Annotated in this window: 14 protein-coding genes; all 14 read right to left on the bottom strand. The window is 72.5% G+C overall.

Features of this window, described 5'->3' with window-relative positions:
• Nucleotide 1 precedes the first annotated feature (1 nt).
• Nucleotides 2-7,084: a golvesin C-terminal-like domain-containing protein gene (locus tag ACYVMZ_RS30845; protein WP_461085480.1), complete on the bottom strand. Its 7,083-nt coding sequence runs from the start codon at nucleotides 7,082-7,084 to the stop codon at nucleotides 2-4.
• A gap of 144 nt (nucleotides 7,085-7,228) precedes the next feature.
• Nucleotides 7,229-8,305, bottom strand: a complete 1,077-nt coding sequence (cobC, locus tag ACYVMZ_RS30840) for an Rv2231c family pyridoxal phosphate-dependent protein CobC (protein ID WP_461085478.1) — start codon at nucleotides 8,303-8,305, stop codon at nucleotides 7,229-7,231.
• Nucleotides 8,295-9,227: a sirohydrochlorin chelatase gene (locus ACYVMZ_RS30835; protein WP_461085476.1), complete on the bottom strand. Its 933-nt coding sequence runs from the start codon at nucleotides 9,225-9,227 to the stop codon at nucleotides 8,295-8,297. The genes cobC and ACYVMZ_RS30835 overlap by 11 nt, the downstream gene beginning before the upstream one ends.
• Nucleotides 9,224-9,811 (bottom strand): precorrin-8X methylmutase, encoded by a 588-nt coding sequence (locus ACYVMZ_RS30830; RefSeq protein ID WP_461085474.1) that lies wholly within the window; start codon nucleotides 9,809-9,811, stop codon nucleotides 9,224-9,226. Before ACYVMZ_RS30830 ends, ACYVMZ_RS30835 begins: the two co-directional genes overlap by 4 nt.
• Nucleotides 9,808-11,478 (bottom strand): precorrin-3B C(17)-methyltransferase, encoded by a 1,671-nt coding sequence (gene cobJ / locus ACYVMZ_RS30825; RefSeq protein ID WP_461085472.1) that lies wholly within the window; start codon nucleotides 11,476-11,478, stop codon nucleotides 9,808-9,810. The genes ACYVMZ_RS30830 and cobJ overlap by 4 nt, the downstream gene beginning before the upstream one ends.
• Complete coding sequence (gene cbiE, locus ACYVMZ_RS30820; RefSeq protein WP_461085470.1) at nucleotides 11,475-12,725, bottom strand: precorrin-6y C5,15-methyltransferase (decarboxylating) subunit CbiE; 1,251 nt, start codon at nucleotides 12,723-12,725, stop codon at nucleotides 11,475-11,477. The genes cobJ and cbiE overlap by 4 nt, the downstream gene beginning before the upstream one ends.
• Nucleotides 12,722-13,540 carry a precorrin-4 C(11)-methyltransferase gene (cobM, locus tag ACYVMZ_RS30815; protein WP_461085468.1) on the bottom strand — a complete coding sequence of 273 codons (819 nt, stop codon included), beginning with the start codon at nucleotides 13,538-13,540 and terminating at the stop codon, nucleotides 12,722-12,724. Before cobM ends, cbiE begins: the two co-directional genes overlap by 4 nt.
• A 137-nt stretch (nucleotides 13,541-13,677) precedes the next feature.
• A complete protein-coding gene (cobI, locus tag ACYVMZ_RS30810) occupies nucleotides 13,678-14,409 on the bottom strand; it encodes a precorrin-2 C(20)-methyltransferase (RefSeq protein ID WP_461085466.1) in 732 nt (243 codons plus the stop codon).
• Nucleotides 14,406-15,887 carry a cobyrinate a,c-diamide synthase gene (locus ACYVMZ_RS30805; RefSeq protein WP_461085464.1) on the bottom strand — a complete coding sequence of 494 codons (1,482 nt, stop codon included), beginning with the start codon at nucleotides 15,885-15,887 and terminating at the stop codon, nucleotides 14,406-14,408. The genes cobI and ACYVMZ_RS30805 overlap by 4 nt, the downstream gene beginning before the upstream one ends.
• Entirely contained in the window at nucleotides 15,887-16,486 is a 600-nt protein-coding gene (gene cobO, locus ACYVMZ_RS30800) for a cob(I)yrinic acid a,c-diamide adenosyltransferase (RefSeq protein ID WP_461085462.1), read from the bottom strand. Before cobO ends, ACYVMZ_RS30805 begins: the two co-directional genes overlap by 1 nt.
• Nucleotides 16,486-18,498, bottom strand: a complete 2,013-nt coding sequence (locus ACYVMZ_RS30795) for a putative cobaltochelatase (protein WP_461085460.1) — start codon at nucleotides 18,496-18,498, stop codon at nucleotides 16,486-16,488. The genes cobO and ACYVMZ_RS30795 overlap by 1 nt, the downstream gene beginning before the upstream one ends.
• Complete coding sequence (gene cobN / locus ACYVMZ_RS30790; RefSeq protein WP_461085458.1) at nucleotides 18,495-22,148, bottom strand: cobaltochelatase subunit CobN; 3,654 nt, start codon at nucleotides 22,146-22,148, stop codon at nucleotides 18,495-18,497. Before cobN ends, ACYVMZ_RS30795 begins: the two co-directional genes overlap by 4 nt.
• Nucleotides 22,145-23,653 carry a cobyric acid synthase gene (locus tag ACYVMZ_RS30785; RefSeq protein WP_461085456.1) on the bottom strand — a complete coding sequence of 503 codons (1,509 nt, stop codon included), beginning with the start codon at nucleotides 23,651-23,653 and terminating at the stop codon, nucleotides 22,145-22,147. The genes cobN and ACYVMZ_RS30785 overlap by 4 nt, the downstream gene beginning before the upstream one ends.
• On the bottom strand, nucleotides 23,650-24,591 hold the full coding sequence (locus ACYVMZ_RS30780) for a cobalamin biosynthesis protein (protein ID WP_461085454.1): 942 nt from the start codon (nucleotides 24,589-24,591) through the stop codon (nucleotides 23,650-23,652). The genes ACYVMZ_RS30785 and ACYVMZ_RS30780 overlap by 4 nt, the downstream gene beginning before the upstream one ends.
• Nucleotides 24,592-24,682 lie beyond the last annotated feature (91 nt).

Below are 24,682 nucleotides of genomic sequence, written 5' to 3'. Positions count from 1 at the left end.
CTCACCTCCTGTTGCGCGGGGCGCCGTTCGGAATCGCCCACTCCGCGTAGCCACCGGCGCCACCAGGATGCAGCAGAGGCTGCCAGGGTGATCCCGGAGCATGCTGGAAAGTCGGCACGAGACGCATCACGCCCTGTCGGCCGCCGGCGTTGACGGAGGGCTCATGCTGCCAGGTCCAGCCGCCGGGAGTGCGGCGACCCCCCGTCGACGAGACGGCGGCACCGACGCCGGGAATCAGTTGCTCCATTGCCTGGGCGAAGCTCGGATCCGACTGAAGCGCGGCATCGAGGGCTGCGTTGGCCCTCCTGAAATGTGTGTTTCGCGACCGGCCGAAGTCAGCCGCGTCAAGCGTCATCTCGAACGCGACGGAGTAGGCGTTGGGGCCGGCTGCACAAGCACACGCCTGACCGGCGGCGTTCACACCGGAGGCGCAGTTGTGCACCAGGGTCGGTGTGGTTCCCGCCAGCACGTAGTACGTGTGCAAACCCTCGACGGTCAGGTTGTGAACCGTCGCCTTCGCCGTCCGGGCCTTGACCGCCGTGACCTGGATCCAGCTGCCGCTGCCCGTGCTGAGCCACTGGCCCGGCTTCAGGTTCCCCGCGTCCACCCAGCGGCCCACGTCCGGCACCCAGAACGGGTGGCCGTCGGTGGCCGTGAGTGTGGAGGTCTTGCCGCCCGCGCGGCCGTCCGTGTCGACGGTGATCGTGACCAGGTGCTTAGTGCCGTCACCCTTGATGGTGCGGGTGACCGTGCGGGTTTGGGTGTCGTCCGTTTCCACGTCGGACGCGGCGACCTTGTCCCCGACCTTGACGTCCTCGATCGGCTTGGTGGTGCCGTCGGCCATCAGGACCTCGGTGCCGGGCGCGAAGCTGTTGCCGACCCTGCAGGCCGCACCAGTGGCCGGTGGCGGGTCCGGGAGCTTCGGCGCGGCGGGTGCCGGAGCGGGTGCCGGTGCCGGACCGGGCGCCGGGTCGGCCGCCGGCGGGTTCGCACCGCCTGTGGACGGCGCGTCGGCGCCGCCGGTCGACGGGGGATTCGCGCCGCCGGTGGACGGAGGGTTCGCCGCGCTCGGCGGTGTCGCGTTGTCCACCTGCCGGCCGACGTCTCCCGCCGTGTCCACCGCGTCGAGAACCTCGTCGCCGTACTTGGCCGCCTTGGCCGCTGTCGCCCCATATCCGGCGAACGGGATCGCCGAGGCGCAGGACAGACCCGCGTCCACGTAGTTGCCCTCGGCCGCGTACCAGGCGCAGTTGGCCAGGTCGGCGACCTCACCCACGGCCGGGATCAGACCGACCACGTCCAGGGCCAGGTGACCGATGTCGGACCAGGACATCCCGAACAGATGCCCGTCGATCTCGATGAACGAGACCGGGTTGCCGCCCGCGAAGGCGTAGCGGTTGCCGGTGAAGGGGTCCGTGGTCAGGCCCATGTCGGCCAGCGCCCCGCCGTACATGTCCCGGGTCAGGAAGCGGTTCAGGCCCGGGTCGTACGTCCGGAAGCCCATGTCGTAGGTGCCGGAGGTGGTGTCGTAGCGCTTGGCGTTGAAGCGGTAGGAGTTGTAGGGGTCCGCCGGCTCCTCGCCGCCCGCACCCGGCTTGTCTGCGCCCGTGAACTGCGCCGTGTCGTTCTTGCCGTACGCCGTGTAGCCGTACGTCGTCTTGGTGTTGCCGTCCTTGTCGGTCAGCGCCTCGACGTCGCCGTGCGGGTGGTAGAGGTACTGCGTGGTCTCCGGGTCCTTGTCCTCCTCGTCCTTGGTCTGGGTGAGCTTCTGGCCCCAGGAGGCGTACTGGAAGGACGTCACGCCCTCGTCGGTCACGTCCTCCTTCAGGGAGTGCGACGTGATGCCCAAGTAGGTGAACAGGGTCGTCTTCGCGTCCTCCCCGCTGCCCACCGTCTCCTTCACCGTGCGGTCGAAGGCGTCGTACGTCATCCGCGTCGTCTTCGCCGCATCGCCGCTGCCCGCCGTGATCGTCGCCGGGCGGTCGAAGCCGTCGTAGCGGTACTTCTGGATCGTCTCGCCGCCGAAGGAGACGGTGTCGAGGCGGCCCAGCGGGTCGTAGTTGTAGGTGGAGGACGCGCCGTCGGCGGTGGAGGTCAGCAGGCGGTTGCGGTCGTAGCGGTGCGTGGTGACCGTGTCGTCCACGTTCTGCCAGACCACGTTGCCGGCCGCGTCGTGCCGGTATTCCTCCGTCGCCTCGTCGTCACCTGTCTTGGTGACCTTGGCGATGCGGTCCTGCGGGTCGTAGGTGTAGGCGTAGGTGTTGTCGATGGTGTCGCCGTGGTCGTCGGCGTCCATCAGCTTCAGGACGTCTTCCAGCTTGTGACCGTTGGCGTTGTACTTCAGGGCGTGTTCGGCGACTACCGTGCCGTCCGCCTTCTTCTCGCTGGTCTTCTTCGTCGAGCCGTCGAGGTAGTAGTCGACGGTCAGGACGTTGCCGTTGGGCTTGGTCTGCTTGGCCAGTTCGCCGCGGGCCGTGTACTCCAGTGTGGTGACCTGCCGGTCCCCGGCCGTGGGGGATGCGGCGTTGGTGATCCGCTCCACCCGGTCCAGGGGGTCGTAGTCGAGCTTGCTCCAGGTCAGGTCGTGGGTGGTGGTGAGGGTGTTGCCGTTGGCGTCGTAGGTCAGCGTGGTCGTGTTGCGGGCGGTGTCGCCGTCGTGCTCGACGACCTTGCTGAGCTGGTTGAGGCCGTCGTACTCCAGGGTGTAGCGGTCCACCTCGACGCCAGGGCTGCGGTCGACGATCTCGATCTGGTTGCCGTTGGCGTCGTAGCGGTAGGAGAAGTCCTTCTCCTCGTTGTCAGTGTCGCCGGTGTTGTCGCGGACCAGCCGCACCGCGTCCGCGACGACCGTGCCGGTCGCCTTGTCGGTGAGGGTGATCGCCTGGGCGCCGTCCTCGGCGAAGGCGTACTTGCCCAACGATCGCCATTCACCGGGGAGTTCTGTCTGGTCGAGGGTCTTCCGCTCGGTGCCGTCCTTGTGCTTGATCTCGTAGGAGGCGTCCTTGGCCGCCCCGTCCACCTTCGGGTGGCGAACGTAGACGGTGTAGTCGCCGTCCTGGGGAACCGTCAGCTGCCAGACGAAGCGTGCCTCGCCCGAACCGGCCGGGTGCGTGTGCACGTTGTAGCCGTACGAGCCGTCGGCGGCCCGCTCTTCCCACGTGCCCTGCGTGGCGGTGTTGTTGATGTCGGAGTTGTCGACGAGCGCGACCGCGAGGCCCACCGGAACACCGTTGTCCGAGCGGGACTTCAGCGCCCCGCTGGGGTAGAAGGACGAGTTCAGCGTCCGGGAGACCGAACCGCCCGCGCTGGTCAGCGTGTTCTGGATCTGCTGGCCGAGCTCGTTGTACTCGTAGCGGTTGACGATGTCGTAGGCGTCCGTGGACGTCCTGATCCAGCCGGTGTCGAAGTAGGTGTACGTCGTCTCGTTGCGGACCGACTGGCCCTCCGACGGCGGGGCGCTGACCTTCGCCAGCCGGCCCACGGCGTCGTACTCGTACCGGGTCCGGTCCGGGGTGTTGTGGCGCGTGTCGTCGGGGTCGTACGGGGACAGCGTCTCCTTGACGCGGTTCAGCTCGTCGTAGACCGTCTCGGCGGCGAAGTCCTGCGGGTCGTCGCCGGTCTCCACGCCGCGCGGGGTGATGACCCGGGTCTGGTTGCCGACCTCGTCGTACTCGAACCGGGTGGTGCGCCGGACGGTGTCGTCGCCGTCCTTGTCGTGCGGCACCCGGGCCTCGACCAGGGCGGCGCGGGCGTCCAGGACCAGCTCGGTGCGGTTGCCCTCCGCGTCGGTGGTGGCGGTGGTCAGGCCGTCCCAGTCGTAGGTGCTCGTCGTCGACCTGCCGGCCGCGTCGGTGGTTTCCAGCAGGCGGTGGTCGAGGTCGTAGCGGAACCTGGTGGTGTAGTCGTCGGGGTCCTCGGTCTCGTTCTTGCGGGCGTCGACGACCTTCACCAGGTCACCGACGTCGTTGTAGAAGGCGGTGGCCCGGCCGCCGGCCGCGTTGACCGCCTCGATCGGCTGGTAGACCTCGTCGTACTTCGTCGTCGAGGTGAAGTCCCCGGGCCGTTCGGTCAGGTTGCCCTTCGGCTCGGTCGCGGTGAGCTGGTTGCCGACCTTGTCGTAGGTGAAGGTCGACACCCGGTCCGGTGAGCCGTCCTCGTCGCCCGGCTGGACGGACTTCACCAGCTGGTCGGCGGCGTCGAACTCGCTGGTGCCCTTCACCCCGCTGGGGGCGGTGAAGACCACGGTGTTGCCGTTCGCGTCGTACTGCGGGGCGGGAGTGACGATGAAGTCGCCGGCCTTGTGGTCCTTGGGCCTGCGGTTCTCCAGCGGCCGCCCGAAGACGTCGTACGTCTGCGTGGTCGTCGCCCCGTTGGCCTCCTCCAGCTCGGTGACGTTGCCGCGCACGTCGTACGTGGTCAGCGTGCGGTGGCCGAGCGGGTCGACGATGACGCGCGGATAGCCCGAGGGGTCGTAGTCCTCGAAGCGGGTGGTGTGCTCGTTGGCGTCGGTGGCCGCGGTGATCCGGCCCCGGGCGTCATAGGCGTTGGTGGAGGTGTAGTCGCCCTCGGGCTCGCTCTCGACGCCCTTGGGGTCCGTGACCGAGGTCAGGTTGCCGCGTGCGTCATAGCCGAGCCGCCAGGTGCGGCCCTCCGGGGAGACGCGTCGCACGAGGTCGGCGATGTAGCCGTCCTCGCCGGTGGCGTAGGTGAAGGTGGCGGCGGGCCGGTCGTTCTCCACCGACTCGGCGTCCTTCATCTCCAGGGGATAGCCGGTCTTGGGGTCGTACTTCCAGGTGCGGGCGGCGCCGTTGTTCTCCTCCAGGCGCGTGACGTTGTTGTCCGCGTCCCAGCCCAGCTTCGTGGTCCGCTTCTTGGCGTCGGTGAGCTTCACCGGCCGCCCGTAGCTGTCCATCAGCTGGGTGTTCGGGTTGCCCTCGGCGTCCGTGACGACGGTCCGGATCGCCCTGCCGTCGTGGCCGTCGGCGTCCGCGTAGCGGTAGCGGGTGAGACCGCCGAGCCGGTCCTTGACCGTCTTGGTGTACCCCAGGTAGTGCAGCTGGTCCTTGTCGTCGTGCGGGCCGACGTAATCCAGCTTCGTGGCGTGGCCGCGCGGATCGGTGACCTGGACCAGCTTGACGCCCGGGTGGTCGAACTCCTTGCCGTAGCGGAACGTGAACACCTTGCGGAGCTTCTCGGCGGCGTTCGCGCCGTCGGTGAGCCGCCCGAGCAGGCCCTTCTCGGTGAACGTTAAGTCGATCCGCCGCCCTGAGACGTCGGTGACGGAACGGACCTTGCCGATGATGAACGGGTTCAGCAGGTGCTTGCCCTCACGGACTTTCCCGTCCTCGTCGACGTACGTGTACGGCTCGCCCTTCTCCCAGTAGCCGACGGTGAGCGTGCGCCGGCCCTCGGCGTCGGTCACGTGCTTCAGCAGCTTGGCCGGGTGCCCGAGCAGCCGCTCCTCGTACGTGAACTCCATCCGGTTGCCGTTCTTGTCCACCATGGCGCTGGGATAGCCCTGGCAGTCGAAGAGGAACCGGGTGCGGTCCGGGCGCAGGAACTCCCAGGCTTCCCGCTCGTGCGGGTGGAGCAGACAGTGCTTCTCCAGCTGGCTGACGCGGAAGTGGACTCCGGACGGCGAGTCCCATGTGCCCTTCTTGTTCTTGGCGAAGGTGTGGCTGGTGCCGTCGCCGTCGGTCAGCGTGATCTGCTTCGGCAGCAGGGCGGACGGGTGGAAGTCCAGCGGGGTGCCGAGCCGCACCGGCGAGGAGGCCTGGAGCGACCAGCCGGGGCCGGCCGGAGTGCTGGAGGCGTCCTGCGAGTTGTAGGCCAGGCGCAGGAAGGTGGAGAACCCCAGGGAGGGGTTGGAGAAGGCGTCGTACGACCAGACCGCGTTGCCGGCGTAGAGGTTGCTCATCAGCGCCGAGCCGGCACCGGTGTTCTTGCCCGCGTACGAGTAGAAGTTCTCCAGACCGAGCTGGTCGGAGGTCGGGTACTCGGCGGTCACCTGGTGCTTGGAGGGTGGCACGCCGTCGGTCTGCGACAGCCACTTGCCGGTGGCCTTCTCCCGCAGGTCCCACTCCAGGCCGAAGGTCAGCCGCTTGTCGAGCGGGTCGACGAGGACGGGTGACTTCAGCTGCGCGTCGAAGGTGACGGAGTCACCGGGCGGCACGTCCCTGGGGAGCGGGGTGGCGTCCTTGTTGAGCAGGTTGGTGACGTCCTTGCCGTCCAGCGTCCAGCGGTACGACAGGACGCGCTCGCCCTTCTTCCACACCGTGTCCGTGGTGTTGGTGAGCGTCGCCTCCACAGTGGAGGTCTCGCCGGGGACGACCCGGGCGGGCGTGTACGGCAGGAAGTATGTCTCCGTGCCGGGCGCGGCGAGGAGTTTCGTGCCCTTGGCGACGTGCCCGAGGGCCGGCAGCTCGACCGTGCGCACCGGGCTCGCCAGGAGCCTGCCCTGCTGGGTGCGTACGACGATCCGGTAGTGGTGGGCCGCGCCGTCGCGGACCGGGTGTGCGGACCGGTCGGCGAACGTGCGGGTGTCGCGGTCGACGGGGGCGACGAGGGTTTCGGCGTTCGGCGTGAAGTTCTTCGCCGTGGAGCGGTGGACCTCGTACTCCCGCAGGTCCTTGCCCCTGTACGCGGTCCAGGTGAGGTCGGCGCCGGTGGCGTGGACGGTGCGGGGTGCGCCGATGCGGACGCCGTCGGCCGCGCCGGCGATCCGGGGGTGGGTCGGGGAGGCGGCGCCGCGGCCGCGGTCGAGGGTGATGCGGCGCGGCTTGTCGTGGTCGTCGTCGTTGCCGCCCTGCCGGTCGTCCTTGTCGTCGTCGCCGAAGAGGCGGTCCCACAGACCGGGGTCATCGTCGGCGCGTTCGCTGTTGGGGCGCCAGCCCTCGCGGGGGTCGCTGATGTCGGGGCGGGAGGCGGCGGGTCTCTCCCCGCCCGGGCGGGCGGGGGTCGCCGGTGCGGAGCTGAGGATCAACGCCGACGCGGCAGCGCCGATCACGGCGGCGCGCAGGCGGCGGCGGGTGTGGATGCGGGCTCTGAGGCGGGAGCGTAAGCGGGTACGGCCTGAGGTTGCCATGAAGGGCTCCTTGTCCCTGCGGGCACAGTCCTCTCACAGGAAGCGCTGGACGCACCTGTGTACCAACACCCTTCAAAGCCGTGTCAATGACATGTCAAATGAAGGGGTGAGTTCCGGACTTCGGGCCCCGGGGCCGAGGGCACCTCAGCCGCGCGCCGACACCACCGCCCGGTCGAGCGCCCGCAGGAACCCCTCCACCGTCTCCCGATCCCGCACCGCCAGCCGCAGCCAGTCCTCGCCGAGCCCGGGGAACGTGTCCCCGCGCCGGACCGCGTACCCGAGGTCGCGCAGCCGCCGCCGTACGGCCGCCGCTCCCGGCAGCCGCACCAGGACGAACGGCCCCTCCGCGGGCTCCACCACCCGCAGCCCGGCCGACGCGAAGCGAGCCAGCCCGGTCACCAGGTGGGCCCGGTCCGCCGCGATGCGGTGTGCCGCGTGTGCCGCCTCCGCCAGCGCCCGCGGCCCCACGCACGCCTGTGCCGCCGCCAGCGCGGGCGTGGACACCGGCCACAACGGCTGCGCCCGCTCCAGCTCCGCGACGATCTCCGGCGCCGCCAGCACGTACCCGATCCGCAGCCCGGCCAGGCCCCATGTCTTGGTCAGACTCCGCAGCACCACCAGCCCGGGCACATCCGTCCGCCCGGCCAGCGCCTCCCGTTCGCCCGGCACCGCGTCCATGAACGCCTCGTCCACGACCAGGACCCGCCCGGGACGGGCGAGCCCCGCGATCGTGTCCGCCGGGTGCAGCACGGACGTGGGGTTCGTCGGATTGCCGATCACCACCAGGTCCGCGTCCTCCGGAACGGCCGCCGGGTCCAGCCGGAAGCCGTCCTCCTCCCGCAGCAGCACCCGGTCGACCGTGTGCCCGGCGTCCCGCAGCGCCGCCTCCGGCTCGGTGAACTGCGGATGCACCACCACCGGCCGCCGCACCTTCAGCGCCCGCGCCAGCAGGACGAACGCCTCCGCCGCCCCCGCCGTCAGCAGCACCCGCTCCGCCGCAAGCCCGTGCCGCGCCGCCACCGCCGCCCGGGCGGCCCGCCCGTCCGGATAGGCCGCCAGGCCGTCCAGCGACCCGGCGATCACCTCCCGCAACCACACGGGAGGCGTGTCCGCGCGTACGTTCACGGCGAGGTCGACGAGTGCCGAGCCGTCGTCCCGGACCTCCGCGTCCCCGTGATGCCGCAGGTCGTGCCCGGACCCGTCCGGGGACTCAGTGCGCATGGGAGTGCGCCCCGTGGTGGTGATGCCCGTGGCCATGGTGGTGGTGACCGTCGTCGTCCGGGTGGAAGTGCGGCTGCTGCGGCATCCCCACCTTGTCCTCGAAGCCGGGCAGCGCGATGCGGTACACGCACGAGTCGCAGTTCATCCGCAGGTCGCCCTTCAGGGCCTCCTCGTACCGCTCCATCACCAGATCCAGCAGCTCCGGCTCCGGGCCGATGACGTCCGCCGAGCGGACCTCGATCTCCGGGTGCGCGGCCGCCCAGCCCTCGGTCTGCTGCCGCACCCGGTCCGGCAGGATCCCGGTGAAGAGGAAGTACGGGAGGACGACGATCCGCCGTGCCCCCAGCCGCGCGCACCGGTCCAGACCGCTCGGCACGTCCGGCGCCGCCAGCGACACGAACGCCGTCTCCACGCCCGCGTACCCGCGCCCCTCCCACAGCAGCCGTGCCGCCTTGAACACCTCGGCGTTGGCGTCCGGGTCCGTCGACCCGCGCCCCACCAGCAGCACGGTCACGTCGGACCGGTCCCCGGGCGCACGCCCCTCCCCGCCGCCGAGGGCCTCCTCCAGCCGCCGTTCCAGCACGCTCAGCAGCGCCGGGTGCGGGCCCAGCGGACGCCCGTACGTGTACGAGATGCCCGGGTGGCGTTCCTTCTCGCGGGCCAGGGCCGCCGGGATGTCGCCCTTGGCGTGCCCGGCGGACACCAGCATCAGCGGCACGGCGGCGAACTGTCGTACGCCCTGCTCCACCAGTTCGGTGACGGCCTCGCCCAGCGGCGGCGGGGACAGCTCGATGAAGCCGCCCGCGACGGGCAGCCCGGGGTTGCGGCGCCCCAGCTCCCGCACGAAGTCGCGGAACGCCTCGGCTCCGGCGTCGTCCCGGGTGCCGTGTCCGGCGATGAGCAGGGCGGGCGGGGTGGTCACAGGTTCTCCTCATGCGAAGTGGGGTGATACAGCAGGGCGTTGAGCGCGGCGGCGGCGACCGCCGAACCGCCCTTCTCGGACACGTTGCTCACGGCGGGCAGCCCGCTCTCCCGCAACGCGGCCTTGGACTCGGCCGCACCGACGAAACCGACGGGCAGCCCGATGACGAGCGCGGGCGAGGCGTCCAGGGTCAGCAGCTCCTCCAGGGCGGTCGGCGCACAGCCGATCACCCACAGCGCACCCGGCCCGACCTCCTCGTACGCCAGCCGCATCGCGTGCGCCGAACGCGTCAGCCCGGGGCCGGACTCGGCGTCCTTCAGCCGGCAGACGGTCTCGCGGCGGGTGATGCCCGCGGCGACCATCTCCACGTCCACGACGACGGGCGCCCCGGCGTGCAGCGCGGCGTGCGCCTTGGCCAACTCGCCCTCGTCCATGACGAGGTCGTCGGCGTAGGCGAGGTCGGCGGAGGAGTGGATCACCCGCTCCACCACGGCCCGCGTGAGCGGCGGGAAGTGCGCGGTGTCCAGGCGGGCGCGCAGCCGCCGGAAGGACTCCTGCTCGATCGGGTGGACCACTCGCTTCACCGGGGCTCCTCCTGCCAGCGGTAGCCGCGCGGCGTCACCATACGCCCCGCGATGGTGCGGGTCGCCGTGTTGCCCACGGTCACGACCGTCATCATGTCGACCGTCGCCGGGTCGAGGCCGGCCAGGGTGGTGACCCGGCTGGACTCGTCCGGCCGCGACGCGTTCCGGACGACCCCGACCGGCGTCGTCGGCTCCCGGTGTTCGGCGAGGATCGCGAGGGCCTTCGGCAGCTGCCAGTCACGGCCCCGGCTGCGCGGGTTGTAGAACGTCACGACGAGGTCCGCCTCGGCCGCCGCCCGCACCCGCCGTTCGATGATCTCCCACGGCGTGTGCAGGTCGGACAGGCTGATCGACACATGGTCGTGGCCCAGCGGCGCCCCCAGGATCGCCCCGGCGGCCAGCGCCGCCGTCACGCCGGGCACGCCGACCACGTCGATGTCGTCGGAGGCCTCGGCCAGCGCGGGGGAGGCCATGGCGTACACCCCGGCGTCCCCGCTGCCGATCAGCGCGACGGCGTGCCCGCGCCGGGCCTCCTCGACCGCCGTGCGCGCCCGCTCCTCCTCGGCACCCAGCCCCGACTCCAGGATCCGGGTGCCGGGCGGCAGCAGGTCGCGGATCTGGTCGACGTACTGGTCCAGCCCGACGAGCACCGAGGCACGCCGCAGCTCCGCCTTCGCGCGCGGCGTCAGCAGGTCCCGCGCGCCCGGGCCGAGCCCGACCACCGCGAGCCGCCCGCGCCCGGACCGCCGTACGACCGCACAGGTCGCCATGGCCGACTTCCGCTTGGGGACGAGGAGTTCGCCGCCGCGCCGCAGGGCCGCCGCCTCGGCGACGGAGGGCGTACCGACGGCGGCGAGCGGCGCGTCGGACGGGTTCGGCACCTCGACCTGCGCCAGCTCCTCGGCGGCGTACGTCACCAGGGGCACGCCCAGGCGTTCGGCCGCCGCCACGATCCCGGGCTCGTCGGCCTTCGCGTCGACGGTGGCCAGCTCGGCCACCGAGGCGACCGACAGCCCGGCGTCGCGCAGGGCGCCCCCGACCAGCCCGAGCACCTCGTCGACGGGCGCGCCCTTCGACGCGCCGACGCCCACGACCAGCGACGGCGGCCGCAGCACCACCTCCCGCTCGGCCGACTCGACCAGACGGTCCGTCAGACGGATCGTGTACGCCCCCTCGCCGGCGACCGGGAGCGGTGGCAGCGGCCAGGTCACCTCGGCGCGCAGCGCCACCGGTTCGCCGTCCAGCAGGGCCCGCGAGACGCCGGCGACGTCCCCCTCCACCGGGAGCCCGAGCGTGTCCAGCCCCGGCAGCCCGACCGCGTCCGTCGCCGTCGTCACCACCGGCTCGGCCCCCAGCGACTCACCGACCTCACGGGCGAGTTCGTTCGCCCCGCCACCGTGCCCGCCCACCAGCGCCACGGCGAACCGCCCGCCCTCGTCGACGCACACGACCCCCGGATCGGTCCGCTTGTCACCCAGCAGCGGGGCGATCAGCCGCACCACCGCCCCCGTGGCCAGGAAGCACACGAGCTGCTCACACTGAGCGAACGCGGCGCGTACGGCGTCGGCGACGGGACCGTCGTACACGCGCGTACGGTCCGGCCACGCCGCGGCCAGCCGGTCCCGCGCAGCCGCTCCCGCCGCGGTGGCGGAAATGAGGCCGATCACTGGGCAACTCCTTCACTACGCGCCGGGGACCTGACGCCCCACAGCAGGAACACGGGATTGGTCGCCGCGAGCCGGGTCACGTCCCCCGGCAGCGGCGCGAGCCGCGAGGACTGCAACAGCACCCCGTCGCAGGCGAACCCGGCACCGGTCAGTGCCGCGCGCGCCGCCGGGACCCGGTCCAGCGCGGCCATGGCGACGACCACGGCCCGCCGGGCGCGCCGCGCGCACGCCGTGACGACGGCGGGCAGCTCCTGCCCCCCGCCGCCGACGAACACGGCGTCGGGATCGTCGAGGTCGCTGAGCACGGACGGCGCGGCCCCGTGCACCACGTGGACGTCGACGCCGTGCGCGGCGGCGTTGGCGCGGATCCGCTCGACCCCGTCCGCGGTCTTCTCGACGGCGGTGACGGTGGCACCCAGCCGCGCGCACTCCACGGCCACGGACCCGGAGCCCGCGCCGACGTCCCACACCAGGTCACCGAGGCGCGGCCCGAGCCGGGCCAGGGCCAGGGCCCGCACCTCGAACTTGGTGATCATCGAGTCGCGGTGGGCGAACTCCGCCTCGTCCAGGGCCCACCCGGCGGGCTGTCCGCCCGCTCCCGCGACGGTCCGCACCGGGCCGAGCGCCCGGGACTCGTCCAGGCACATGACGACACTCACCGCCGTACCCCAGTCCCGCCCGGCGGCCTCGGCGGGCGTGACCCGCTCGACGCGCTCGTCCGCGGAGCCGAGCGCCGAGGCGACGACGAGGACCCGCTCGTACGACGTCAGCGCGGCCCCGAGCTCGGCCGGACCCGCCCCCGGCCCGGTCAGCACGGCCACCTTCGGCCGGGCCCGGCACAGGTTGACGGCCGTGCGCAGATCCCGCCCGTGCGCGCTGACCACCACGGCGTCGTCCCACGGCAGCCCGACCCGCGCGAACGCGGCGGCCACGGACGACACCCCCGGCCGCACGTCCAGCCGCTCCGGCCCGAACCGCTCGGCCAGCGCCCGCACGATCCCGAAGAACCCGGGGTCGCCGGAGGCCAGCACGACGACCGGCCGGTCCTTGCGGAGGTACTCCTCGATGGTGTCCAGGGCAGGCGCCAGCGGCCCGAGAACGACCCGCCCCGCCGTCTCCGGCAGCGGTACGGCGTCCAGATGCCGCCGCCCGCCCACCACGAGTCCGGCCCCGGTCAGCACCTGCTCGTCGAGCGGCGCCGCCCCCGTGCCCGTACCGACGACGGTGATCGGACGCCCGGGCGTCATGTGCTCGCACCCCGCGCACGCAGGGCCCGGCGGGCCTCGGGGTCGGCCTTGCGGTAGCCGTGGAAGTGACCCGGGTGATACAGGTGCGAGCGGGTGCCGTGCGCGTCGAGGGCCGGGCCGACCAGGAAGAGGGTGTGCTTCCAGAGCTTGTGCTCCTTGACGGTCTCCTCCAGCGTGGCGATCGTGCACTTCACGACCAGCTCCTCCGGCCAGGTCGCCTGGTGGGCGACGACGACCGGCGTGTCGGTCGGATAGCCGCCCTCCAGCAGCTCCCGCACCAGCTGCCCGCTGCGCGCGGCCGACAGGAAGATCGCCATGGTCGTGCCGTGCTTGGCGAACTCACGGACCTCCTCCCCGGGCGGCATCGGCGTCTTGCCGCCGCCCAGCCGGGTGAGGACCACGGACTGCGCGATCTCGGGGATCGTCAGCTCCCGCTGGGCGATCGCGGCCACGGCGGAGAAGGAGGAGACACCCGGCACGATCTCCGTCTCGATACCGATCGCCCGGCACCGGTCGAGCTGCTCCTGCGTGCCGCCCCACAGCGCCGGGTCGCCGGAGTGGATCCGGGCCACCTTCAGGCCCTCCCGGCGGGCCCGCTCGTACACGGCCACCACGTCCTCCAGCGACATCGTCGCCGAGTCGAGGACCTCCGCGTCCTCGCGCGCGTGCTGGAGGACCTCCGCCTGGACCAGGCTCGCGGCCCAGATCACGACGTCGGCCTCGGCGATGGCGCGCGCGGCACGGAACGTCAGCAGGTCGGCGGCGCCGGGGCCGGCACCGACGAAGGTCACCTTGCCGGTGGGGGCATCGGCCATGGGATTCGGTCCTCTCCTACAAGTCAGTACGTGCATGTCAGTACGTGCATGTCAGTACGTGCACGTCAGTACGCGACGGGCTGTCGGACGTGGCTGGTGATGGGCATCGCGGAGTGCCCCACTGCCTCCCGGAGCGGTCACAGCTTGCCGCCCCGCCCGCCGTCGCGCCGCGCGGGAGCGATGAGCGTCGACAGGTAGGGGAGCGGTGCCCCGTCGAGATCGGCGGCCGGCCGGATGGACTCCTCCGGCAGCCCGAGCGCCGACCCCCAGACCGCGTCGTCGATACGCCCGGTCTCCCGCAGCGCCTCGGCGACCTCCTGGGCCTGCCGCCCGAACTTGTAGGCGACGACGGTCCCGGGGCCGGTGAGCGCGTCCTTGAGCACGGCGGACCCGGCCGTGACGGGTACGAGCGTGAGCGGCTCGGTCCCCTCGGTGAGCACCGCCCCGGACCGCGCGGCCAGATCCTGCATGGCGGTGATGCCCGGCACGGTCTCCACGACCGTCCCCGGCACCAGCTCCGCGACGGTCTGCGCGAGATAGGTGAACGTCGAGTACACGTTGGGATCACCGATGGTCGCGAACGCGACACGGCCGTGCTCCTTCAGCAACCCGGCCACCCGCTCACCGGCCGCGTCCCAGGCGGCCTCCCGCCGGGCCCGGTCGCTCCGCTCGTTCAGCGCGAACACCACCCGGACGACCCTGTCCTCCGGCACGTAGTGCAGCACGGTCGCCTCGGCCCGTCCCTTTTCGCCCGTGTCCATGACGGGCACCACGACGACGTCCGCCTCCCGCAGGGCGTTCACACCCTTGACGGTCACCAGCTCGGGATCACCGGGCCCGACCCCGACTCCGACCAGCCTGCTGCTCATGACGTCCGGCACCTCTCCACGAACCGACGGGCGACACCGGGCTCGGACGCCCAGTGCGTGTGCAGATAACTCGCGTGCACACCGCGCTGTACGAAACCTTCGACACGCCTTCGGGGCGTGCGCACACCCCAGGCGGGCGCCGCGCCCGCTCCCGGCTCGACGACGGTCCGGTGGAACTCGTGCCCGCGCATCCGCGTCCCGGCCGCGGCCAGCACGCTGTCGCTCACCGCCACCGCGTCCCGGTAGCCGAGGGTGAGCCGTTCGCTCATCCGCGCGGTGGCATCCAGCACCCCGCACATCGGCTGCCCGTCGAGCTCGCGGCACAGGTACAGCAGCCCGGCACACTCGGCGGCGACGGGAGCACCGCGCTCCGCGAGGGCCGCCACGGACTTGCGCAGCGGCTCATTGGCGGACAACTCGGCGGCATACACCTCGGGAAACCCGCCCCCGATCACCAACCCGGCGGTCCCATCGGGCAGTTGCTCATCCCGGAGCGGATCGAAGGGGACGACCTCGGCACCGGCGGCGCTGAGCAGCTCGGCGTGCTCCGCGTAGCAGAAGGTGAAGGCGGCACCACCGGCGACAGCGACGACCGGCACCGGCTTTCCGGCCGACCGTGCCGGCGGGGTGCCCGGCTTTCCGGCCGACCGTGCCGGCGGGGTACCCGGGTCTCCGGCCGGCCGTGCCGACGTGCTGCCCGGGTCTCCGGTCGGCCGTGTCGGCATGCTGCCCGGGCCGGCCAAAACCTCAGCCGCATCCCAGGCCGCACACGACAACACCCCCGCACTCCGCGCCAGCGCGACCAACGCCCCCAGATCGCACCCTTCCCGCACCTGCGCAGCCATCGCGGCAACAGCCTCCACCGCCGCGGAACGCCGCTCAGCCACCGGCACCAGCCCCAGATGCCGAGACGGCGTATCCACCTGAGCAACCCGCCGCAAGACCCCGAGAACAGGCACCCCCGCCTGATCCAACGCCTCCCGCAACAGCTCCTCATGCCGGTCCGACCCGACCTTGTTCAGAATCACGCCCCCGACCCGCACCTCCGGATCCCACGACGCGAACCCATGCACCAGCGCCGCCACCGACCGGGACTGCGAGGAGGCATCCACCACCAGCACGACCGGCGCCCGCAACAGCTTCGCGACATGAGCGGTGGACGCCAGTTCACCCTCCCCCGCGGCCCCGTCGTACAGCCCCATCACCCCCTCGACGACGGCGATGTCGCACCCGCGCGCCCCGTGCAGGAACAGCGGAGCGACCAGCTCCGCCCCGCACAGGTACGCGTCGAGGTTCCGCCCCACACGCCCGGTGGCGAGCGCGTGATACCCGGGGTCGATGTAATCCGGCCCGACCTTGTGCGGGGACACGGCCAGCCCGCGCCCCGCGAACGCGGCCATCAACCCCGTGGCAACGGTGGTCTTGCCGCTGCCGGAAGACGGCGCGGCGACGACCAGCCGGGGCACGGGCGAGGACATCACCACTCGATGCCCCTCTGCCCCTTCTGCCCCACATCCATGGGGTGCTTGACCTTGGACATGTCGGTCACGAGGTCGGCGAAGTCGACGAGCTTCCCGGGCGCGTTCCGCCCGGTGATCACCACATGCTGGGTCCCCGGCCGCTCCCGGAGCACGGAGACGACCTCATCCGTGTCCACCCATCCCCAGTGCATCGGGTACGCGAACTCGTCCAGTACGTACAGCTTGTACGTCTCGGCGGCCAGGTCACGCTTGACCTGCTCCCAGCCCTCCCGGGCCTTCTCCTCGTTGTCCATCTGCGCATCCCGCTGCACCCAGGACCAGCCCTCACCCATCTTGTGCCAGGCGACGGTCCCGCCCTCGCCGGAGTCCCCGAGCACCCGCAGTGCCCGCTCCTCGCCGACCTTCCACTTGGCCGACTTGACGAACTGGAACACCCCGATCGGCCACCCCTGGTTCCAGGCCCGCAGCGCGAGCCCGAAGGCGGCCGTCGACTTGCCCTTGCCCACTCCCGTGTGCACGACGACGAGCGGCCGGTTACGCCGCTGACGAGTCGTCAGCCCATCGTCCGGTACGACACTCGGCTGCCCCTGCGGCATTACGCGGCCCTCCTGGAAGTCCCCTGCACATCCCTCACCAGCCCGGCGATCGAGTCGGCCCGCAGCTCGTCCAACGTCACGGCGGTCCCGCCCAGTTCGCCCGCGAGCTGCCCCGCGAGCCCCAGCCGTACCGGCCCGGACTCGCAGTCCACGACCACGGACGCGACACCCTCGGCCGCGAACAGCCGCGCCGCACGCGTGGCCTGCGCGACCGGCTCGGGGCCACCGGTGGCCCGCCCGTCCGTCACCACCACGACCAGCGCCCGCCGCGCGGGGTCCCGCAGCCGCTCCACCCGCAGCACGTCATGCGCGCGAAGCAACCCGGCGGCGAGCGGCGTACGCCCACCGGTCGGCAGCGACTCCAGCCGTGCGGCCGCCGCGTCCACCGACGAGGTCGGCGGCAGCGCGACCTCCGCGCCCGACCCCCGGAAGGTCACCAGCCCCACCTTGTCCCGCCGCTGGTAGGCGTCGAGCAGCAGGGACAGCACGGCCCCCTTCACGGCACTCATCCGCTGCCGCGCCGCCATCGACCCGGAGGCGTCCACGACGAACAGCACGAGGTTTCCCTCGCGCCCCTCACGGGTGGCCTGCCGCAGATCGTCCCGGCGTACCACCAGCCCCGGCCCGGACCGCCCGCGCGCCCGCTGGTGCGGTGCGGCCGCCTGTACGGTCGCCGCCAGGTGCAGCCTGGTCAGCGCGCCCCGCGGCCGCCGGGCCCCGGTCGTGCGCCCGTGCTCGGTCCGCGCCCGCGACCGCCGCCCGGCGGCACCCTCACCGATCCCGGGCACGCTCAGCACCTTGGCACGGAACGGCTCGGAGGCCCGTACGGCGGACTGCTCACCCGAACCGGCACCGGACGGCTGCGGCTCCCCGCCCTCCCCGGCCTCGGGCCGTGCGCCCGCGTCCCCGTCCCGAGGTCCCTCCGAAGGAGACTGCCCGCCCCCGCCACCGGGCCCGTCCGGACCCGGATCCGGATCCGGGTCGTCGTCCTCGGGCTCGGACCCGCCGAACTCCTCCAGCGTCTCGTCGAGCTTGTCCTCGTCCAGCCCCGGCGCGTCGAAGGGGTTGCGCCGGCGGCGGTGCGGCAGCGCGAGCAGCGCGGCCTGCCGTACGTCCTCGGCGAGTACGTCGGTCCGCCCGGCCCACGCGGCCAGCGCGGTCGCGGTCCGCGCCATCACGATGTCGGCGCGCATGCCGTCCACCTCGAAGGCGGCACAGGTCGCCGCGATCTGCCTGAGCGCCCCGTCGCCCAGCCGCACCGACGGCAGCAGCTCGCGCGCCGCCACGATCCGCGCCCGTACGGCGGCTTCCTCCTGCGCCCACCGGGCGGCGAAACCGGCCGGATCGTCGTCGTACGCGAGCCGCCGCCGGACGACCTCGACCCGCTGGTCCGGCTCCCGCGAGGCCGCGACCTCGACGGTCAGCCCGAACCGGTCGAGCAGCTGCGGCCGCAGCTCACCCTCCTCGGGGTTCATGGTCCCGACGAGCAGGAAACGCGCCGCGTGCCGTACGGAGACGCCCTCGCGCTCCACGTACGAGGCACCCATCGCGGCGGCGTCCAGCAGCAGGTCGACCAGGTGGTCGTGGAGCAGGTTGACCTCGTCGACGTAGAGGATCCCGCGGTGCGCGTCGGCGAGCAGGCCGGGCTCGAAGGCCTTCACGCCCTCGGCCAGGGCCCGCTCGATGTCCAGGGCGCCGACCAGCCGGTCCTCGGAGGCGCCGACGGGGAGCTCGACCATGCGCGCGGGGCGCCGCGTCCCCGCGCCCGGCTCGTGCGGCCCGTCGGGGCAGGCCGGGTCGGGTGCCGAGGGGTCGCAGGAGAAGCGGCACCCCGGGACGACGGCGACCTCCGGCAGCAGCGCCGAAAGGGCGCGTACCGCCGTCGACTTGGCGGTGCCCTTCTCGCCGCGCACCAGCACACCGCCGACCGCCGGCGACACGGCGTTCAGCAGCAGCGCGAGCCGCAGATCGTCCTGGCCTACGACGGCCGTGAACGGAAACGGGGTGGTCACTTGTCGTCACCCTCCAAGTCGCCTTCGAGCTCCAGGTAGGTGGCGCGCAGCCGCTCCAGCGTGTCCGCGTCCGGCTCGGCCCACAGTCCTCGGTCGGCGGCCTCCAGCAGCCGCTCGGTGATGCCGCGCAGCGCCCACGGGTTGGACTTCTTCATGAAGTCCCGGTTCTCCGCATCGAAGACGTACTCGGCGCTGAGCTTCTCGTACATCCAGTCGTCCACGACCCCGGCCGTGGCGTCGTACCCGAAGAGGTAGTCCACGGTCGCCGCCATCTCGAAGGCGCCCTTGTAGCCGTGCCGCCGCATCGCCGCCATCCAGCGCGGGTTGACCACCCGGGCGCGGAACACGCGGTGCGTCTCCTCGCCCAGCGTGCGGGTCTTCACCTGGTCGGGGGTGGCCGAGTCGCCTACGTACGCCTCGGGGCTCGCGCCCGTCAGGTGCCGCACCATGGCGACCATGCCGCCGTGGTACTGGAAGTAGTCGTCGGCGTCGACGAGGTCGTGTTCGCGGGTGTCGACGTTCTTCGCGGCGACGGCGATCCGCCTGAACGCCGTCTCCATGTCGCCGCGCGCGGCCCGCCCGTCGAGCCCGCGCCCGTACGCGTAGCCGCCCCAGACCGCGTACACCTCGGCGAGGTCGGCGTCGGAGCGCCAGTTCCGGGCGTCGATGAGCGGCAGCAGACCGGCGCCGTACGCGCCCGGCTTGGAGCCGAAGACGCGGGCCGTCGCGCGTCGCCGGTCGCCGTGCTCGGCGGTGTCCTCGTCGGCGTGGGCCTTGACGAAGTTCTGGTCGGCGGGCTCGTCCAGCTCAGCCACCGCCCGCACGGCGTCGTCGATCAGCCCGACGACGTGCGGGAACGCGTCCCGGAAGAACCCGGAGATGCGGACGGTGACGTCGATGCGCGGCCGGCTGAGTTCCGCGAGCGGCACGACCTCGAACCCGGTCACCCGGCGCGAGGCGTCGTCCCAGACGGGACGGCAGCCCAGCAGCGCCAGGATCTCGGCGATGTCGTCGCCCTGCGTGCGCATCGCCGACGTCCCCCACACCGTCAGGCCGACGGACTTCGGGTACTCGCCGGTGTCCTGCAGATAACGGGCCACCAGCGAGTCGGCCAGCGACTGGCCGACCTCCCAGCTCAGCCGGGACGGAATGGCCTTGGGGTCGACGGAGTAGAAGTTCCGGCCGGTGGGCAGCACGTTGACCAGCCCGCGCGTGGGCGAACCGGACGGACCGGCCGGGACGTAACCGCCGTTCAGCGCCTTGAGGATGTGCCCGATCTCGTCCGTGGTGCGGGCGAGCCGCGGCACGACCTCCTGGCAGGCGAACTCCAGCACCGCGACCGCTTCCGGCAGTTCGGTGCCGAGGACCTCGCGGACGAGCGCCGGGACCGACGTGACGTCCCAGTCCCGGGACTCCATGCCCTCCGCGACCCGCCGGCACAGCTGCTCCAGCAGATCGATGGCGTCGGCGGCCGTACGGGACGGGCCCTCGACCAGATCCGTCAGCTCCACCGGCACCTTCACCGGCGCCCCGGGCTCGGCGAGCAGCTCCTTCTCGCTGAGACCGAAATGGGCCGCCAGCGAGGCCCGCAGCCCCGGCAGCGCGTTCGCCTGCCCGCCCCACACCTGCGAGGCCCGCAGCACGGCGAGCACGAGATTCACACGCGGCTCACCGATCGGACCGCCGCCCAGGATGTGCAGGCCGTCGCGGATCTGCACGTCCTTGATCTCGCACAGATAGCCGTCGATGTGCATGACGAACTCGTCGAACGCGTCGTCGTCCGGCTGCTCGTCCACATGCAGGTCGTGGTGCAGCTCGGCCGCCTTGACGAGCGTCCAGATCTGCGCCCGGACCGCCGGGGCCTTGGCCGGGTCCAGGTCGGAGACGAGCGCGTACTCGTCGAGGAGCTGCTCCAGCTTGGCCAGGTCGCCGTACGTGTCCGCCCGGGCCATCGGCGGCACCAGGTGGTCGACGACGGTGGCGTGCCCGCGCCGCTTGGCCTGGGTGCCCTCGCCGGGGTCGTTGACGATGAACGGGTAGATCAGCGGGAGATCCCCGAGGACGGCGTCCGGCGCGCAGCCCCCGCTCAGCCCCAGCCCCTTGCCCGGCAGCCACTCCATCGTGCCGTGCTTGCCCATGTGCACGATCGCGTCGGCGCCGAAGGAGTTCTCCAGCCACCGGTAGGCCGCCATGTAGTGGTGCGAGGGCGGCATGTCGGGGTCGTGGTAGATCGCGATCGGGTTCTCGCCGAAGCCGCGCGGCGGCTGGATCATCACGACGACGTTCCCGAACTGGAGGGACGCGAGGACGATGTCGTCCCCGTCGACGTACAGGCTGCCCGGCGGCTCGCCCCACGCCTCGGTCATGGCCTCCTTGAGCTCCGGGTCGAGCTGGTCGAACCAGGCCCGGTAGTCGGCGAGCGGCACGCGCGCGGGCGCGGCGGCCAGCTGCTCCTCCGTCAGCCACTCGACGTCGTGACCGCCGGCCTCGATGAGCCGGTGGATCAGCTCGTCGCCGTTGTCGGGGTATTCCGTCAGGCCGTATCCGGCGTCCCGCAGCGCGTCCAGGACCCGCACCGCGGAGGCGGGCGTGTCCAGACCGACCGCGTTGCCGACGCGCGAGTGCTTGGTCGGGTACGCGGTGAAGACCAGCGCCAGCTTCTTGTCCTGGTTGCGCAGATGCTTCAACCGTGCGTGCCGTACGGCGATCCCGGCGACCCGCGCGGCCCGCTCCGGGTCGGCCACGTACACGGGCACGTCGTCCGGACCCTGCTCCTTGAAGGAGAACGGGACGGTGATGAGCCGGCCGTCGAACTCGGGGATCGCGACCTGCATCGCCGCGTCCATGGGGGACAGGGCGGCGTCCGACTCCTCCCAGGCGGCCTTCGACGAGGTGAGGCACAGCCCCTGCAGCACGGGGACGTCGAGCTCGGCGAGCCGCCCGACGTCCCAGGACTCCTCGTCGCCGCCGGCCGAGGCCTGCGAGGCGTGCGCGCCGCCGGCCGCGAGGACGGTGGCGACGAGGGTGCCGGCCCCGCCGAGGATCTCGTACAGCCCGGCGTCGGCGCCGCGCAGCGAACCGCAGTACACGGGAAGGGCGTTGGCGCCCCGCGCCTCGATCGCGTCGCACAGCGTGTCCACGAAGGCGGTGTTGCCGCTCAGTTCGTGGGCGCGGTAGAAGAGCACGCCGACGGTCGGGCGGCCGTCCTGGAGGGCACGGTCGCCGTGGACGCCGTACTCCGGCATCTTCTGCGGCGGGGCGAATCCCTCGCCCGTCAGCAGCACGGTGTCGGACAGGAACCGGGCGAGCTCGGTCAGGTTGGCGGGCCCGCCCTCGACGAGGTACTTCAGCGCCTCCGCCACCACACCGGCCGGCACGGACGACTCGGCCATCAGCTCCGCGTCCGGCACGGCCTCACCGCCGAGCAGCACGGTCGGAATGCCGGACGCCCTCAGCGCGGCCAGCCCGTCCTCCCAGGCGCGCTTGCCGCCCAGCAGCCGTACGACGGCGATGTCGGCGCCCTCGATCAGCCCGGGAAGCTCCTCGGCGACGTCCACGCGGGTCGGGTTGCCGATCCGGTAGGGCGCGCCGGAGGCCCGGGCCGCCAGCAGATCCGTGTCGGCGGTGGACAACAACAACACTGTGCTCATGCGGGCGCTCCCGGTGGAATGAAAGGCAGTCCTTGCGGCGCGCCGGACTCGATGAGCCGCCACAGCGCGTCCGTGTCCGCGTGCTGTTCGATCAGGTCGCCGAGCCGGTCGAGCTGCTCCTCGCGCAGCGCGGCGAACGACGTGTCGGGCGCCGGCACGAAGCGGCGGCCCGCGGCGGCCGCGACCTCGCGCAGGAAGGCCCGCCGGAACCCGTCCGACTCCAGCGAGCCGTGCCAGTGCGTGCCCCAGGTCTGGCCCACCCGGCACCCGTCGAGGAAGGGTTCCCCGCCGCTGATCTCGGCGACCCCGTGATGGATCTCGTACCCCTCGACCCGCTCGCCGAGGGCTTCCCCCGTCGGACGTGTCAGGGTCTTCTCGCGCGCGAACCGCACCCGCACGGGCAGGATCCCGAGCCCGTCGACGTGCCCCCGGCGGCTCTCGACCTCGTCCTCGATGTGCTCGCCGAGGACCTGGAAGCCGCCGCAGACGCCAAGCACGGGCCGTTGTTCGGCGGCCCTTCGGACCAGGGCCTCCGCGAGCCCCCGCTCCCGCAGCCACTCCAGCGCGCGGACGGTCCCCCGGGTACCGGGGATCACCACGAGGTCGGCGTCGGCCAGCTCCTCCGGCCGGTCCACGAACCGCACCACGACCCCCGGCTCGGCGGCGAGCGCGTCCACGTCCGTGAAGTTGGACATGAGGGGGATCGCGCACACCGCCACCCGCAGCACGTCCTCCCCGACGGGCGGCGCGACGACGGACTCGCGCACGGCCCCCCGCAAGGACACCGCCATCCCGTCCTCCTCGTCGATGCCGAGGCCGTGCCGGAAGGGCAGCACCCCGTACGTACGCCGCCCGGTGAGGTCGTGCAGCATGTCGAGCCCGGGCTCCAGGAGGCTGACGTCTCCGCGGAACTTGTTGACGAGGAACCCGGCGACGAACTCCTGGTCCTCGCGTGAGAGCAGGGCGACGGTCCCGAAGAAGGAGGCGAAGACGCCGCCCCGGTCGATGTCCCCGACGACGAGCACGGGAAGCCGCGCGTGGCGCGCGATCCCCATGTTCACGATGTCGGTCCGCCGCAGATTGATCTCGGCGGGACTCCCGGCCCCCTCACAGATCACCGCGTCATACGTGCCCCGCAACTGCTCCAGGCAGTCCAGCACGGTCCCGAGCAGCGCCTGCTGCCGCCCTCCGTGATACCCACGCGCGCTCAACTCGCCCACCGGCTTGCCCAGCAGCACGACCTGACTGCTCTGCTCGCCACCCGGCTTGAGCAGCACGGGATTCATCAACGCGGTCGGCTCTGTACGACAGGCCTGCGCCTGCATGGCCTGCGCCCGCCCGATCTCGGCGCCCTCACGGGTCACAAAGGAATTGAGCGACATGTTCTGCGCCTTGAACGGCGCGACCTTGACGCCTTGCCGCACCAACCAGCGGCAGATCCCGGCGGTGACGACGCTCTTGCCCGCGTCGGAGGTGGTGCCTGCGACGAGAAGACCACCGTTCACGACGTACGCCCTTTCCCGAGAAGCCGCCCTGCCGCACACACGCCGAGCGCGAGCCAGCTCACCCGCCGGGAGAGCCGTACGGCCCGCTCGATGTCGGACGCGCACACGGCCCGCCCGTCCCCGTTGAGCACGGGCCGGTGCTCGACGCGCCCGCCGTAGGACAGCGTCCCGCCGAGCCGCACCCCGAGCGCACCCGCGAAAGACGCCTCCACGGGCCCCGCGTTGGGACTCGGATGCTTCGAGGCGTCGGCACGCCAGGCCCGCACGGCGCCCCGCGGATCCGGCCCCGTCACCGCCGCGAGGACAGCGGTGAGGCGCGCCCCCGGCCACCCCGCGAGGTCGTCGAGCCGCGCGGAGGCCCACCCGTAGCGCCGGTACCGGGGCGACCTGTGCCCCACCATGGCGTCGAGGGTGTTCACGGCCCGGAACCCGACCAGCCCGGGCACACCCCCGACGGCCCCCCACACGAGCGCCCCCACCACCGCGTCGGAGGTGTTCTCGGCGACGGACTCGACCACGGCCCGCGCGATCCCGTCGGCGTCGAGCGCCTGCGGATCCCGCCCGCACAGATGCGGCAGACGGGCACGGGCGGCCTCGACGTCTCCGGCGTCCAGGGCACTGCCGATGGCCCGGGCCTCACGGACCAGGGAGGTCCCCCCGACGACGGCCCAGGTGGCGACACCGGTCAGCGCGACGGAGGCGGCCGGGGAGCGGCGTACGGCACGCGCGGCCAGCCCTCCTAGGGCGGCGGCCCCGCCGACGCACACGGCGGTGTGCAGCGCACCCCACCCGCGGTGGTCCCGCCACAACACCCGTTCCACGGCACCGGCGGCCCGCCCGAACACGGCGACCGGATGCCCGCGGCGCGGATCACCGAGGAGCAGGTCACCGAGGAGACCGGCGGCGGCGCCGTACGCGAAGACGCGCTCGGCACCCATGGGCTCAGCCCGCGTAAGGGTGGGGCAGGGCTCGGAAGGGGCGACTCAAACGGCAGGCGCGCATGGCGATATGTCCTCACTCAGGGTGTCC

It is taken from the genome of Streptomyces deserti (assembly GCF_054782695.1).
The sequence above is the reverse complement of the archived record's forward strand: the minus strand, read 5'-3'. Positions and strand labels throughout refer to the sequence as shown.

What these genes read in the sequence shown, in the direction of transcription:
- cobC (WP_461085478.1), bottom strand. Translation starts at nt 8,305, where the DNA reads ATGCGCACTGAGTCCCCGGACGGGTCCGGGCACGACCTGCGGCATCAC.
- cobI (WP_461085466.1), bottom strand. Translation starts at nt 14,409, where the DNA reads ATGAGCAGCAGGCTGGTCGGAGTCGGGGTCGGGCCCGGTGATCCCGAG.
- cobM (WP_461085468.1), bottom strand. Translation starts at nt 13,540, where the DNA reads ATGGCCGATGCCCCCACCGGCAAGGTGACCTTCGTCGGTGCCGGCCCC.
- ACYVMZ_RS30845 (WP_461085480.1), bottom strand. Translation starts at nt 7,084, where the DNA reads ATGGCAACCTCAGGCCGTACCCGCTTACGCTCCCGCCTCAGAGCCCGC.
- ACYVMZ_RS30780 (WP_461085454.1), bottom strand. Translation starts at nt 24,591, where the DNA reads ATGGGTGCCGAGCGCGTCTTCGCGTACGGCGCCGCCGCCGGTCTCCTC.
- ACYVMZ_RS30805 (WP_461085464.1), bottom strand. Translation starts at nt 15,887, where the DNA reads ATGTCCTCGCCCGTGCCCCGGCTGGTCGTCGCCGCGCCGTCTTCCGGC.
- cbiE (WP_461085470.1), bottom strand. Translation starts at nt 12,725, where the DNA reads ATGACGCCCGGGCGTCCGATCACCGTCGTCGGTACGGGCACGGGGGCG.
- cobN (WP_461085458.1), bottom strand. Translation starts at nt 22,148, where the DNA reads ATGAGCACAGTGTTGTTGTTGTCCACCGCCGACACGGATCTGCTGGCG.
- cobO (WP_461085462.1), bottom strand. Translation starts at nt 16,486, where the DNA reads ATGCCGCAGGGGCAGCCGAGTGTCGTACCGGACGATGGGCTGACGACT.